Annotated in this window: 12 protein-coding genes; 2 read left to right on the forward strand and 10 right to left on the reverse strand. The window is 68.1% G+C overall.

The window, feature by feature from the left end:
• Positions 1–7: 7 nt before the first annotated feature.
• From ACAM55_RS03810 to ACAM55_RS03820, 3 genes are read right to left on the reverse strand one after another with little or no spacing between them, the layout of a single operon-like run.
• Positions 8–1,495: a DHA2 family efflux MFS transporter permease subunit gene (locus ACAM55_RS03810; protein ID WP_369654745.1), complete on the reverse strand. Its 1,488-nt coding sequence runs from the start codon at positions 1,493–1,495 to the stop codon at positions 8–10.
• A 40-nt stretch (positions 1,496–1,535) separates the two neighbouring features.
• Positions 1,536–1,955, reverse strand: a complete 420-nt coding sequence (locus tag ACAM55_RS03815; RefSeq protein ID WP_369654746.1) for a VOC family protein — start codon at positions 1,953–1,955, stop codon at positions 1,536–1,538.
• A 55-nt stretch (positions 1,956–2,010) separates the two neighbouring features.
• The gene (locus tag ACAM55_RS03820) at positions 2,011–2,448 is read right to left on the reverse strand and encodes a VOC family protein (protein ID WP_369654747.1); all 438 of its coding nucleotides are present in this window, start codon (positions 2,446–2,448) and stop codon (positions 2,011–2,013) included.
• 128 nt (positions 2,449–2,576) lie between these two features.
• Here ACAM55_RS03820 and ACAM55_RS03825 point away from each other — a divergent pair, with 128 nt between their 5' ends.
• Positions 2,577–3,239, forward strand: a complete 663-nt coding sequence (locus ACAM55_RS03825) for a TetR/AcrR family transcriptional regulator (protein ID WP_369654748.1) — start codon at positions 2,577–2,579, stop codon at positions 3,237–3,239.
• Positions 3,240–3,254: 15 nt separating this feature from the next.
• Here ACAM55_RS03825 and ACAM55_RS03830 read toward each other — a convergent pair whose 3' ends face one another.
• The 6 genes from ACAM55_RS03830 to ACAM55_RS03855 are packed head-to-tail and all read right to left on the reverse strand — an operon-like array spanning position 3,255 to position 9,983.
• On the reverse strand, positions 3,255–3,746 hold the full coding sequence (locus ACAM55_RS03830; RefSeq protein ID WP_369654749.1) for a MarR family winged helix-turn-helix transcriptional regulator: 492 nt from the start codon (positions 3,744–3,746) through the stop codon (positions 3,255–3,257).
• 41 nt (positions 3,747–3,787) lie between these two features.
• A complete protein-coding gene (locus tag ACAM55_RS03835) occupies positions 3,788–5,545 on the reverse strand; it encodes an acyl-CoA dehydrogenase family protein (protein ID WP_369654750.1) in 1,758 nt (585 codons plus the stop codon).
• A gap of 7 nt (positions 5,546–5,552) precedes the next feature.
• Positions 5,553–6,542, reverse strand: a complete 990-nt coding sequence (locus ACAM55_RS03840; RefSeq protein ID WP_369654751.1) for a Bug family tripartite tricarboxylate transporter substrate binding protein — start codon at positions 6,540–6,542, stop codon at positions 5,553–5,555.
• A 30-nt stretch (positions 6,543–6,572) separates the two neighbouring features.
• Positions 6,573–7,337, reverse strand: a complete 765-nt coding sequence (locus ACAM55_RS03845) for an SDR family NAD(P)-dependent oxidoreductase (RefSeq protein WP_354374582.1) — start codon at positions 7,335–7,337, stop codon at positions 6,573–6,575.
• Between the two features lie 22 nt (positions 7,338–7,359).
• Entirely contained in the window at positions 7,360–9,213 is a 1,854-nt protein-coding gene (locus ACAM55_RS03850) for a feruloyl-CoA synthase (protein ID WP_369654752.1), read from the reverse strand.
• Positions 9,210–9,983 (reverse strand): crotonase/enoyl-CoA hydratase family protein, encoded by a 774-nt coding sequence (locus ACAM55_RS03855; RefSeq protein ID WP_369654753.1) that lies wholly within the window; start codon positions 9,981–9,983, stop codon positions 9,210–9,212. The genes ACAM55_RS03850 and ACAM55_RS03855 overlap by 4 nt, the downstream gene beginning before the upstream one ends.
• A gap of 104 nt (positions 9,984–10,087) precedes the next feature.
• Here ACAM55_RS03855 and ACAM55_RS03860 point away from each other — a divergent pair, with 104 nt between their 5' ends.
• Entirely contained in the window at positions 10,088–10,954 is an 867-nt protein-coding gene (locus ACAM55_RS03860; RefSeq protein ID WP_307595872.1) for an amidohydrolase family protein, read from the forward strand.
• 12 nt (positions 10,955–10,966) lie between these two features.
• Here ACAM55_RS03860 and kefC read toward each other — a convergent pair whose 3' ends face one another.
• Entirely contained in the window at positions 10,967–12,817 is a 1,851-nt protein-coding gene (gene kefC / locus ACAM55_RS03865) for a glutathione-regulated potassium-efflux system protein KefC (protein ID WP_369654754.1), read from the reverse strand.
• Position 12,818: the final 1 nt, after the last annotated feature.

A 12,818-nucleotide genomic window follows, 5' to 3' on the forward strand; every position in this document is an offset into this window, starting at 1 on the left:
CAAACCTTCAGGATGCCGCCGCACGGTTTGCCGTGCCTGCGGATGCCGCGGCCCCTTTGTTTTCTTCGTTGTTCTGGGTGGACCCCGGCGATGCGGTGCGCAGCAGCACGGCCCCGAGCAGTCCCGCGACGGCCGCGAACACGGCACCGATGAGAAATGCGAGGTTGTAGCCGCCGGTGAGCGCGAGCGCCAGCTGCGCGCCGGCCGCCTCCATCGACGCGGTGCGCGCGGCGGCGGCGCTGGCCAGCACCGCCAGGCCCAGCGCGCCACCCATCATGAAAGCCGTGTTGACCACGCCCGAGGCCAGGCCCGATTCGGTGGGGCTCACTTCGCTCATGGCCGCGAGCAGCAGTGGGTTCAGCGCCATGCCGGCACCCAAGCCGAGCAGCAGCATGCCGGGCAGCACGTCAACCGCAAAGCTGCCGTTCACCGGTGCCCGCGCAAACAGCGCGAGTCCGATGGCCGCGAGCCAGAGCCCGACGGACAGCGGCTTGCGGATGCCGAAGCGCATCACCAGCCTGGCCGACACGCCCAGCGAGAACACCGCCATGATCAGGTTGGCCGGCAGGAACGCCAGGCCGATCTGCATGGGCGTATAGCCCAGCACCAGTTGCATGTAGAGCGCGGAAATGAAGAACCACGCGAACATGGCCGCCGCCCACAGCACGCCCACCACGTTGGAGACCGAAACGCTGCGCAGGCGGAACAGGCCCAGCGGCATCAACGGATGCTGCACCTTGGCTTCGATGGCGATGAAGACCGCCATCAGGACCACCGCGGCACACAGCAACCCGAGCGTCTGCGTGGACTGCCAGCCCACTTCGTTGCCGTTGACGATGGCATACACCGCGAGCATCAGGGACAGCGTGACGGCCACGGCGCCGGCCACGTCGAGCTTCTCGCCATGGGCGTGGCCGCGCGCCGAGGGCAGCAGCGCAATGCACAGCGCATACACCGCCACGCCGATCGGCAGATTCACCAGAAAGATCCAGTGCCAGCTCAGCGTGCTCGTGAGCAACCCGCCCAGCAGCACGCCGATGCTGCCGCCGCCCGCGCAGACGAAGCCGTAGACGCCCATGGCCTTGGCACGGTCGGCGGGTTCGGTGAAGAGGTTCATGATCAGCGAGAGCGCCACCGCCGAGACCACCGCGCCGCCCAGTCCCTGCACCGCGCGCGCCGCGACCAGCAAGGCCTGCGAGTTGGCAACGCCGCAGGCCAGCGAGGCCAGCGTGAACAGCACGAGGCCGATCAAGAAAAGCCTGCGGTGGCCGTACAGGTCGCCCAGCCGGCCGCCCAGCAGCAGGAAGCCGCCGAAGGTCAGCATGTAGGCATTCACCACCCAGACCAGCGAGGTCTCGGTGAAGCCCAGGTCGGTGCGGATCGAGGGCAGCGCCACGTTCACGATCGTGGTGTCGAGCACGATCATCAGCACGCCGAGGCACAGCACCATCAATGCAAGCCAGCGCTTCCGGTTGTTGTCGAGTGTGTCGGTCATGAAGAGCGATTCCTGCAGGTTGCGAATGAGACGGGCGGGGTCAGACCAGCGGCTTGCCCCCGTTGATGAGCCAGGGCGTGCCGAAGCGGTCGGTCACCATGCCGAAGCCCTCGACCCAGAAGGTCTTGTCGAAAGGCATCGTGACCTTGCCGCCGTCGGCGAAAGCGTCGAACACGCGCTTCGCTTCCGCGACGGTCTCGATCGTCAGCGCCACGCCGAAGCCCTTCATGCCTTCGTAGGGTTGGCCGGGCATGGTGTCCGAGGCCATCAGCATGCCGTCGCCGTAAGCCAGTGCCGCATGCATGATGCGTTTTTCGGCGCCAGGCGGAAACTGCTCGGCGCCCGGGGCTTCGCCCATGGTCATCATCATCTGCATGGTGCCACCGAGCGTCTTCTCATAGAAGCGCATGGCCTCGGCCGCATTGCCGTCGAAAGCGAGATAGGCGTGAATGGGAGACATGGGATTTCCTTGAGTGCTTGTGAGTGGTGTCTTCGAGACTCGCAAAGGCCCGGTTTCAATTGGCCGGCGCCACCACCAGCAGCCATCCCACGCCGAAGCGGTCGGCGAGCATGCCGAAACTGGACGTGAAGAAGGTCGGCATCAGCGGCTGCATCACCTGGCCACCCTCGGCCAGCGCATCGAACCACTGGCGCGCCTGGGCATCGGTGGAAGCGGTGAGGGCCAGCATGATGCCCTTGAACTCCGGCTGGCCCGAGCAGCGGCCGTCGGACGCCATCAACTCGGTTTCGCCGATGCGAACCACCGCGTGCATCACCTTGTCGGCCCCCGGTGCGGCGCCGCCGCAGCTGGCGTCGGCGTCAGACGAGGGCGGCATTTCCGGCGCCTCGCTGTAGCGCATGAGCTGCACGACCTCGGCACCGAGCGCCTTCTTGTAGAACGCGAGCGCTTCGTCGCAGCGGCCTTCGAACGAAAGATAGGACTGGACCTTCATGGCGTTTCCTTTGGACTGAGGATGAAAGGATGCACAGGGACCTGCGCGCATACGGAATAACTAAGTTTGTGTACACCGTCCACAAAGAATAGCAGACATAATGGACGGTGTCCACATGGAGATTCCCGATGAGCCCCCGCATCGTTCCGCCCGAGCCCAGCGCGCCTGCCGCCCGCAGCACGTACCGCCACGGCGACCTGCGCCGCGCGCTGCTCGATGCGGGCATCGAACTGGCGCGCGACGGCGGCCCCGACGCGGTGGCGCTGCGCGAAGTGACACGGCGTGCGGGCGTCGTGCCCAACGCGGCGTACCGGCATTTCGCGAGCCGGCGCGAGCTGCTGCTGGCGGTGCGCGCCGCCGCGCTGTCGGCGGCGGCCACCGCCATGGAAAAGGAACTTGCGGTGCTGCCCTGCGATCAGCCGCCCGCCGAGTTCGCGCGGGCACGGGTGCGGGCCATCGGCACCGCCTACCTGCGCTTTGCGCAGGCCGAGCCTGGGTTGTTCAAAACGGCTTTTCTCGTGTCGTCGGAAGACGCCCAGGGCGAGGTGGGACCGGGGCGCGCGGGCGCGAGCGGCATGGACCCGTTCCAGCTGCTGAGCAGCGCGATCGACCGGCTCGTGGATGCGGGCGCGCTCGATGCGTCGCGCCGCCCGAACGCCGAATACCTGGCCTGGTCGGCCGTGCACGGCCTGGCGCTGCTGATCATCGAAGGGCCGCTGAAAGACATGGACGCGGAAGCCACCCATGCGCTGGGACAGCGGCTGATCGACATGGTGGAGCGCGGCCTCTAGCCAGGAGCGCCGAGGCTAGAGATAGATCTTCTGCAGCAGCCGGATCAGGGTTTCCCGCTCGCGCGCCGTGAGCCGGGCGCTGGCGTCGGCCTCGAGCTGCGTCACCGTCTGCTCGGCCTCGCGGATCAATTTTTCGCCCGCCTCGGTGAGATGCAGCCCCACCGCGCGGCCGTCATGCGGATGCGGCCGGCGCTCGATGAGTCCGCGGCTGTCGAGCGTGGCCACCAGGCTCACCAGGTTGGGCGGCAGGATGTCGAGCGTGTTGCAGAGCTGGCGCGAAGTGGCGCCCGGGTTGTGCGCCAGCAGCGAGAGCACCGAAAAATCGATCTGCTTGAGACCATACGGCGCCATGCGTTCGGCAAACACGCCCGTGACGATCAGCCAGGCGCGGCGCGCGTTGTAGCCGACCAGGGCTTCCAGCACACGGGCATCGAGCCGGTCGGACTTGCCGTTGGCAGCCGCTGGCGGCACCGCTTTTGCGGAACTGTTCTTGGATGGGCGAGACATGGTCCCAAGCGTAACCGCGCCGGGCCGCGCGGGTGCATCGGTTAACTGCCGGCCACCGGTGATTTTGCGGCGTCGTGCGACATGGCAACACCCTCGCAGGCGCGCTTGACGATGCCCAGCCGCATATCGAATTCGGGCAGCACCCAGCGCCGGAAGGCCACCGCCGGGCCTGCCCTGGCGGCGCGCCCGGCCTCCGACGCCTCGGCCGCGTCGATGCGCGCCCAGGCCCAGGCCATCATCGTGAGCATCACCACGCGCAGGTAGTCGTCGGCCACCTCGTATGGCAGCACCGGGTTGGCATGCGCGGCCATCGCGATCGTGGTGCCCAGGTAGCGCAGCTGCGCGAGCCGGCGCTGCACGTCGGCGTCGGCCTCGCGCGAAGCGTCGAGCGTGTCGCGCAGTTCGAGCAGCACGGCCGACATGCCGGCGCCGCCGTCGGGCAGCACCTTGCGCACCAGCAGATCGATGGCCTGGATCTCGTTGGTGCCCTCGTAGATCATGGTGACGCGCGCGTCTCGTACGATTTGCTCGATGCCCCATTCGCGCACGTAGCCGTGGCCGCCGAACACCTGGAGGCATTCGCTCGCGCCGTGGAAAGCCTGGTGCGTGCAGGCCGCCTTGAGCACCGGCGTGACCAGCGAGCACCAGCGATGCGCGCGCTCGCGCGCCTTGGGATCGGCGTCGTGCGCGGCCACGTCGAGCATCAGCGCGCTGCGGTAGGCGAGCGTGCGCGCGCCCTCGACCCAGGCGCGCTGGGTATCGAGAATGCGGCGGATCGCGGGGTGTTCGGCGATGAGGTCCGCCGCCTCGCCGCCGCGGCTGGCCGGCGCGGCGCCGGGCGCCCGCATCTGGCGGCGTTCCATGGCGTAGGCATCGGCCTTCTGCCAGGCGGCATCGAGCAGGCCGATGCCTTGCAGCGCCACGTGCAGGCGTGCCGCATTCATCATCACGAACATCGCGGCCAGGCCGCGGCCCGGCTCGCCGACGAGCCAGCCGGTGGCCTCGTCGAAACGCATGACGCAGGTCGGGCTGCCGTGCAGGCCCATTTTTTCCTCGATGCGCTCGCAGTGCACCGCGTTGCGCGTGCCGCCTTCCAGCTGCTTCGGCACCAGTACCAGCGACAGGCCCTTGGGTCCCGCGGGCGCACCGGGCAAGCGGCACAGCACCAGGTGCACGATGTTCGGCGTGAGGTCGTGCTCGCCGCCCGAGATGAAGATCTTGCCGCCGCTCACGCGCACGCTGCCGTCGGCCTGCGGCACGGCGCGCGTGCGCACCTGGCCCAGGTCGCTGCCCGCGTGGGCCTCGGTGAGGCACATGGTGGCGAGCCACTCGCCTGACGCGATCTTCGAAAGGTAGCGTGCGCGCAGTTCGTCGCTGCCGTGATGCTTGAGGCAGGCATAGGCGCCGTGCAGCAGGCCCGGCGCCATGGTGAACCCGTGGTTGGCCGCGCTCAGCCACTCGTAGAGGATGGCTTCGAGCACGGTCGGCAGGCCCTGGCCACCGTCTTGCGGCGCGGCCGACAAGCCGGGCCAACCGCCATCGACAAAAGCCTGGTAGGCCTCGCGAAAGCCCGGCGGCGTGGCGACCTCGCCCTGGCTGAAACGGCAGCCGATCTCGTCCCCGTCGCGGTTCGATGGCGCCACCGCCTCGGCCACGAAGCGCGCCGCCTCCTCGAGCACCTGGCCCTGCAGCGCCTCGTCGACCTCCGCGAAGGGCGCGAGCGCGCTCAGTTTCGGCGGTGCGTCGAGCACCGCGTTCAGGATGAATCGGTGGTCTTCGGGTCGGGGGCGGTAATCCATCGGTGTCTCAGGACTCGGCGGTGAAGCCGATCTTCTTGACCAGCGGACCCCAGCGCTCGTACTCGGCCTGGAGCGATTTCTTCATGTCCTCGGGCGAGGAGCCGTGGGCGATCAGGCCGACCGACAGCAGGCCGTCGGCCACCGTCTTGTCCTTGAGCGCGGCCTGGATCGCCGTGCTCGCCGCAGCGATGACATTGGCGGGCGTCTTCGCCGGAGCGAAGAAGCCGAACCATTCGTCGGCCACGATTTCCGGGAAGCCCTGCTCGGTGAAGGTGGGCACGTCGGGCAGGTAGGCCGCGCGCTGTGCACCCGAGGTGGCGAGCACACGCAGCTTGCCGGCCTTGGCGAAGGGCAGGTAGTCGCCCACCGGCGTCATGCTCGAGGCAATCTGCCCGCCCACCACGTCGTTGATGGCCGGCAGCGAGCCGCGGTAGGGAACGTGGCGCAGGTCGGTGCCGCTGTTCAGGCCCAGCAGCGCACCCAGGAAGTGCGGCGTGGAGCCCGCGCCCGGCGAGCCGTAGCTGGCCTGGCCGGGGTTGGCCTTGGCCCAGGCGATGTAGTCCTTCAGCGTCTTCACGCTGGCCGGCACCATGGGCCCGACCGCGAGGCCGTGCGTCATCACGGCGCCGATGGAAATGGGCGCGAAATCGGCGATGCCGTAGCTGAGCTTGCTGTAGATGTGCGGGTAGGTCGACAGCGCCGAGGCCTGCGCGAGACACAGCACCGAGCCGTCGGCCGGCGAGGTCTTGAGCGTGTCGAGCGCAATGCGCCCGCCCGCGCCGGGCTTGTTCTCGACCACCGCGTTGATCTTCGAATAAGGCGTGTCGCCGAGCTTTTCGGCCACCCGGCGCGCCACGCTGTCGCCCGCGCTGCCGGCCGGAAAACCGTAGTAGATCTTTGCCTGCTGCACGGCCTGGGCGAGCGCGCCGAGCGGATACAGGGCGCCGAGTGCGGCTGCGCCGCCGAGTGCCTTCACGAATTCACGTCTGTTGGTCATGGTCTTGTCTCCTGGTTGTTGGGGCTGGAATCAGCGCGGCGCCATGCGCAGGGCGCCGTCGAGACGGATCACCTCGCCGTTCAAGTGCCCGTTGGTCACGATGTGGCAGGCCAGCTCGGCAAATTCCGAGGGCTTGCCCAGGCGCGGCGGGAACGGAATCGAAGCGGCCAGCGATTGCTGCACGGCTTCGGGCAGTTCCATCAAGAGCGGCGTGGCAAAGAGGCCCGGCGCCACGGTGCACACGCGAATGGCGTGCTGCGCCAGGTCGCGCGCCATCGGCAGCGTCATGCCGACCAGGCCGCCCTTGGAGGCGCTGTAGGCCTGCTGGCCCACCTGGCCGTCGAAGGCCGCGACCGAGGCGGTGAAGAGCATCACGCCCTTCTCGCCGTTGTCGAGCGCATCGAGCTTCGCGCAGCGCGCCGCGAACAGGCGCGCCATGTTGTAGCCGCCGATCAGGTTGATGTTGACCACCCGCACGAAGTCTTCGAGCGGCGCCGGGTTGCCGTCCTTGCCGACGATGCGCTTCGCACTGCCGATGCCGGCCACGTTCATCAGGATGCGCGCGGGCCCGTGGGCTGCGGCGGCCTTGTCGAGCGCGGCATTGACGCTCTCGGTGTCGGTGATGTCGCAGACGCAGGCGACGCCGCCGATCTCGGCGGCCACCTTCTCGGCGAGCGCGGCGTTGCGGTCGAGCACCGCCACCTTGGCGCCCAGGCGCGCGAGTTCGCGCGCAGTGGCTTCGCCCAGGCCCGACGCGCCGCCGGTGACGAGTGCGGCTTGTCCTTCGATCTTCATGGTGTTTGTCTCCTGGATGGGTTCAGCGGGGCTTCAAGGTGAAGGGCAGGGTGTCGGCATGCAGCGCCTCGACAATCTCGGCGCGGTACTTGAGCACGGCGCGCTGGTTGATGGAGCCCTTGTCGGTCACTTCGCCCTTGTCGATGGAAGGCGGCTCGGCCATCAGGTACAGCCGCGCGATGCGGTTGGCGCTGCCGGTGCCCATGGCCGCCAGTTCGTTGGCCACCTGCTGGAAGTGCGCCTGCACCGGGGCGCTTTCGAGCACCTGCTGCATCGTTGCACCTTCGGGCAGGCCGGCCAGCTGCCGCACCTTCTGCGTCGGGAAGACCAGCGCGCCGACTTCCTTCAGGTTGATGCCGGTCAGCACGGCGTCCTGCACATAGGGCGCGCCGGCCGCGATGATCTTGGCGCGCAGCGGTCCCACGCTCACGAAGGTGCCGGTGGCGAGCTTGAAGTCTTCGGCAATGCGGCCGTCGAAGCGCAGGCCGCGGTGGATGTTCTGGTCGTCGATCCACTTCACCGCGTCGCCGGTGGAGAAGAAGCCCTCTTCGTCGAAGGCTTCGGCCGTGGCCTCGGGCGCGCGCCAGTAGCCGGGCGTGATGTTGGGGCCGCGGTAGCGCACCTCGGTCTTGCCGTCGACCTCGATCAGCTTGAGCTCGATGCCGGCCGCGGGCAGGCCCACGTCGCCCGACTTCACCTCGGGCCCGGTGACATAGAGAGCGAAGGGGCCGGACTCGGTCATTCCCAGTCCGGTACCCATGACGATGCGCTCGCCGACCTCGGCCTCCTGCGTCTTGTGCAGGCTGTCCCACACGGGCTGCGACAGCGCGGCGCCCGAGTAGAAGAACATCTTCACGCGCGACAGCAGGTTGCGGCGCAGCACCGCGTCGGTCTCCATGGCATGCGCAATGGCCTCGAAACCGGTCGGCACGTTGAAGTAGATGGTGGGGGCGATCTCGCGCAGGTTGCGCAGGGTCTCGGCCATGCCGCCGGGCGTGGGCTTGCCGTCGTCGATGTAGAGCGTGCCGCCGTTGTCCAGCACGATGCCCACGTTGTGGTTGCCACCGAAGGTGTGGTTCCAGGGCAGCCAGTCGACCAGCACCGGCGGCTCCTCGCCCAGGGCGGGAATCGACTGGCGCAGCTGCTGCTGGTTGGCGCACCACATCCGGTGCGTATTGATCACCGCCTTGGGCATCTTGGTCGAGCCCGAGGTGAAGAGAAACTTGGTGATGGTGTCGGGGCCGGTGGCGCGCATCGCGGCGTCGATGGCGGGCGTTGCGGGCGTGGCGGCCAGCGCATCGAACGGCGTGGCGGCGCGGCCTTCGATCGTGCCTTCGGCGATCACGACTTCGGTTTCGGCGGGCACCGCCGCGGCGATGGCGCGGCCGTAGCGCGCGGCGTCGGCGGCGAACACCAGGCCGGGCGTGAGCGTGTCCAGCACGTGGCGCAGCTTCTCGAAATCCTGGCTCACCACCGAGTAGGGCGGCGACACGGGGCAATACGGCACGCCGGCATAGAGGCAGCCCAATGCCATCAGGGCGTGTTCGATACCGTTCTCGCTCAGGATCGCAACCGGGCGCTCCGCATCCAGGCCGCGATCGAGCAGGGCCTGGCCGATGCTGCGCGCCTTTTGCAGCGCCTCGGCGTAGCTCACGCGCTGCCAGTCGCCGGTGCTGCCGTCGGCCAGCCGTTCGCGGCGGGCGATGAAGGTGCGGTCTGGCGCGGCCTCGGCCCAGTGCGCCAGGCGGTCGGTCATGCGGTCGCGGTAGGGCGCGAGCCGTGTTTCGGCCCGCAGGTACTGCGTGCCCGGCGCGCCGTCGCGCAGCACGGCGCGCGTGACGCCGAACGCCAGCGGACGGTATCGGATCGTGGTCATCCCTTGCTCACCTTCGCGCCGCGGCCTTCGAGGAAGTCACGCACGCGCGCCTTGGCCTCGGGGGCGTTCTGCACGATGCCGGACATCAGCGCCTCGGTGAAGAAGCCGTGGTCGGCCGACTGCTCGGCGATGCGCGGCAGCGCGTGCATCAGTGCGTAGTTGGTCAGCGGCGCGTTGGTGGCCACGCGCTTCGCAAGCTCGAAGGCCTTGTCGAAGGCCGTGCCTTCGTCGACCAGGTACTGCGCGAAGTTGGCGCGCTCGCCGTCTTCGGCGTTGTAGACGCGGCCGGTCATCATCATGTCGGTCATGCGGGCCACGCCGATCAGCTTGGGAATGCGCACCGAGCCGCCGCCGCCCACGAAGATGCCGCGCGAGCCTTCGGGCAGCGCGTAGAAGGTGCTGCGGTCGGCCACGCGGATGTGGCAGGCGCTCGCCAGCTCGAGGCCGCCGCCGACCACCGCGCCGTGCAGCGCCGCGATCACCGGCACCGGGCCGTGCTGGATCAGGTCGAGCGCGCCGTGCCACAGGCGCGAGTGCTGCATGCCCTGGCCGGCGTCGCGTTCTTTCAGCTCGCTCAGGTCGAGGCCGGCGCAGAAATGCGGGCCTTCGCCGTCGAGCACCGCGGCGCGCACCGTTGAAGGCAGGGTCTCGAAGGTGTTGCGCAGCGCGAGGACCAGGCTGTCCGAAAGCGCGTTGCGCTTGGCGCCGCGCGTCAGGCGGACGATGGCAACTTCGTCGCGGATGTCGAGTTGGAGATCGGGATTGGTCATGATTGCATTCGTGTGTGAGTTGGATTATGGTTATGATAAATAATCAATTCAAGGCACTTGAGCGCCCCAATTCCTAGGGATTTACCCGTACTGGAGACAACGACATGGACCACCAGAACCTGATCGCGATCGACATCCACACCCACGCCGAAGTGAGCTGCTGGAACCCGTTCGACAACTACGGCGAGGAATACGACCGCGCCGCCGACAAGTACTTCGGCTCGAGCGGCCGGCCGACCATTGCCGAGAGCGTGGCCTACTACCGCGAACGCAAGATCGGCCTCGTGATGTTCATGGTCGACGCCGAATCGAACATGGGCCGCCGCCGCATTCCGAACGAGGAAATCGCGGAGGCCGCGCAGAAGAACAGCGACATGATGATCGCCTTCGCAAGCATCGATCCGCACAAGGGAAAGATGGGCGCCCGCGAGGCGCGCCGGCTCATCGAGGAGCACGGCGTGAAGGGCTTCAAGTTCCACCCGACGGTGCAGGCCTTTCACCCCTACGACAAGATGGCCTGGCCGATCTACGAGGTGATTGCCGAGCACAAGCTGCCGGCCATCTTCCATACCGGCCACAGCGGCATCGGCTCGGGCATGCGCTGCGGCGGCGGCCTCAGGCTGGAATACAGCAACCCGATGCACCTGGACGACGTGGCCATCGATTTTCCCGACATGCAGATCGTGATGGCGCACCCCAGCTTCCCCTGGCAGGACGAGGCGCTGAGCGTGGCCACGCACAAGCCCAACGTGTGGATCGACCTGTCCGGCTGGAGCCCCAAGTATTTTCCGAAGCAGCTGGTGCAATACGCCAACACACTGCTGAAGGATCGCATCCTGTTCGGCAGCGACTACCCGCTGATCACGCCCGACCGCTGGATGAAGGACTTCGAGGCGGCCGGGTTCAAGCCCGAGGTGATGCCGGGGATCCTGAAGGGCAACGCGGTGCGCCTTCTGAAGCTGGAAGGCTGACCAGGGGGCGGGCTACGCGTCCGCCTCTTCTTTTTCGTCGAGCCGGTCCCAGTCGCGGCCCGAGCGACGTTGCCGTTCTTCGCGTTCGCGCGCCATCTGTTCCTCGAACTGCTGGCGGCCCGCTTTGTTGGCGGCAATGAGCTTGGCGCGGTCCTTGTAGTGCGGGTAGATCTCGTCGCTGAGCCTGATGTTCCGGCGGCGGAAGCGCATGGTCGATTCGCGGGCTTCATGCGCGGGCCAGCCCAGCGCCTCGAGTGTCGAGCGGGCGCTGCGCAGCGACGATTCGAACACCTCGCGCTCGACCTCCGTTACACCGCGGTCGCGCAGCTGGAAGAGGTGGGTCACGTTGCGGGCCCGCGCGATGATGCGCGCCTGCGGAAAGTGCTCCTTCACGAGATCGACGATCTCGAGCGACTGCTCGATGTCGTCCACCGCCACCACGATGGCCTTGGCCGTGCCGGCGCCCGCGGTGCGCAGCAGGTCGAGACGCGTCGCATCGCCATAGAACACCCGAAAGCCGAACTGCCGCAGGCCTTCGACCGTGTCGGCGTCGTGGTCGAGCACCGTCACGCGCAGGCCTTGCGACATCAGCATGCGGCCGACGATCTGGCCGTAGCGGCCGAAGCCGCAGATCAGCACCTTGGCGTCCTGCTGCTCGGAAATCTCTTCCAGCTGCGGGCCGTTGTTTCGGCTGTAGCGCGGCAGCACGAACTTGTCGAGCAGCACAAGGAGGAGCGGCGACAGCAGCATCGACAGCGCCACCGCGCCGATCAAGAGCGAGGTGATCTCGGGCGGCAGCACATCGGGCCCCGCGGCCTGGAACACCACGAACGCGAACTCGCCGCCCTGGGCCAGCAGCAGCGTGAACACCGGGCGCTCCTGGTAGGCGAGGCCCATGGCCTTGGCCAGGGCGTAGATCACCACCAGCTTGATGGCCATGAAGCCGACCACCAGCATCGCCATGAGCCAGGGGCTCGCGATCAGCACGCCGAAGTTGATCGACATGCCCACTGCAATGAAGAACAGGCCGAGCAGCAGGCCCTTGAAGGGCTCGATGTCGGTTTCGAGCTCGCGCCGGTATTCGCTTTCCGCCAGCAGCACGCCGGCGAGAAAAGCGCCCAGCGCCATCGACAGGCCCACGAACTGCATCAGCGCGGCGATGGCCACCACCAGCAGCAGCGCCGCGGCGGTGAAGATTTCGGGCGTGTCGCTGCGCGCGATCCAGCGCAGCAGCGGGCGCAAGGCGAGCCGGCCGCCGAGGATGATGCCGGCGATCACACCGACGATCTTCAGCCCTTCCAGCGTCCGGTCGAGCCCGCTGAGCGACTGCTCGGCCGCCGTGGCGCCCGCCAGCAGCGGCAGCAGCGCAAGGATGGGAATGGCCGCTACGTCCTGGAACAGCAGGATTGAAAAGCCCGCCTGGCCGCTCGGCGTCCTGAGCAGGTTGCGTTCGCCGAACACCTGCAGCGCGATGGCCGTGGATGAGAGCGCGAGGCCGAGCGCCGCCACCAGCGCCACGCGCCATTCGGCACCCGCGGCCCAGCCCACGGCAAACAGCACCGCGGCGCAGCTCAGCACCTGCGCCGCGCCCCAGCCGAAGATGGGCCGGCGCAGGTTCCACAGGCGCTTGGGCTCCAATTCGAGGCCCACGAGGAACAGCATCAGCACCACGCCGAACTCGGCAAAGTGCAGCACGTCTTCCACGCTGGAAACGAGGCCGAGGCCCCACGGGCCGATGGCGATGCCGGCGACGAGGTAGCCGATGATGGAGCCGAGGCCCAGGGCCTTGGACAGCGGCACCACCAGGACGGCGGCGCTCAGGTAGATCAGGCTGCTTGTCAGCCAGGCGGGTGCGTGCTCCATG

The sequence above is a fragment of the Variovorax sp. V213 genome, assembly GCF_041154455.1.
In the GTDB taxonomy this organism is placed as follows: Bacteria; Pseudomonadota; Gammaproteobacteria; order Burkholderiales; family Burkholderiaceae_C; genus Variovorax.

Excerpts from the sequence above, each read along its gene's own strand:
- ACAM55_RS03810 (WP_369654745.1), bottom strand. The coding sequence starts at position 1,495 with ATGACCGACACACTCGACAACAACCGGAAGCGCTGGCTTGCATTGATG.
- ACAM55_RS03815 (WP_369654746.1), bottom strand. The coding sequence starts at position 1,955 with ATGTCTCCCATTCACGCCTATCTCGCTTTCGACGGCAATGCGGCCGAG.
- ACAM55_RS03820 (WP_369654747.1), bottom strand. The coding sequence starts at position 2,448 with ATGAAGGTCCAGTCCTATCTTTCGTTCGAAGGCCGCTGCGACGAAGCG.
- ACAM55_RS03825 (WP_369654748.1), top strand. The coding sequence starts at position 2,577 with ATGAGCCCCCGCATCGTTCCGCCCGAGCCCAGCGCGCCTGCCGCCCGC.
- ACAM55_RS03830 (WP_369654749.1), bottom strand. The coding sequence starts at position 3,746 with ATGTCTCGCCCATCCAAGAACAGTTCCGCAAAAGCGGTGCCGCCAGCG.
- ACAM55_RS03835 (WP_369654750.1), bottom strand. The coding sequence starts at position 5,545 with ATGGATTACCGCCCCCGACCCGAAGACCACCGATTCATCCTGAACGCG.
- ACAM55_RS03840 (WP_369654751.1), bottom strand. The coding sequence starts at position 6,542 with ATGACCAACAGACGTGAATTCGTGAAGGCACTCGGCGGCGCAGCCGCA.
- ACAM55_RS03845 (WP_354374582.1), bottom strand. The coding sequence starts at position 7,337 with ATGAAGATCGAAGGACAAGCCGCACTCGTCACCGGCGGCGCGTCGGGC.
- ACAM55_RS03850 (WP_369654752.1), bottom strand. The coding sequence starts at position 9,213 with ATGACCACGATCCGATACCGTCCGCTGGCGTTCGGCGTCACGCGCGCC.
- ACAM55_RS03855 (WP_369654753.1), bottom strand. The coding sequence starts at position 9,983 with ATGACCAATCCCGATCTCCAACTCGACATCCGCGACGAAGTTGCCATC.
- ACAM55_RS03860 (WP_307595872.1), top strand. The coding sequence starts at position 10,088 with ATGGACCACCAGAACCTGATCGCGATCGACATCCACACCCACGCCGAA.
- kefC (WP_369654754.1), bottom strand. The coding sequence starts at position 12,817 with ATGGAGCACGCACCCGCCTGGCTGACAAGCAGCCTGATCTACCTGAGC.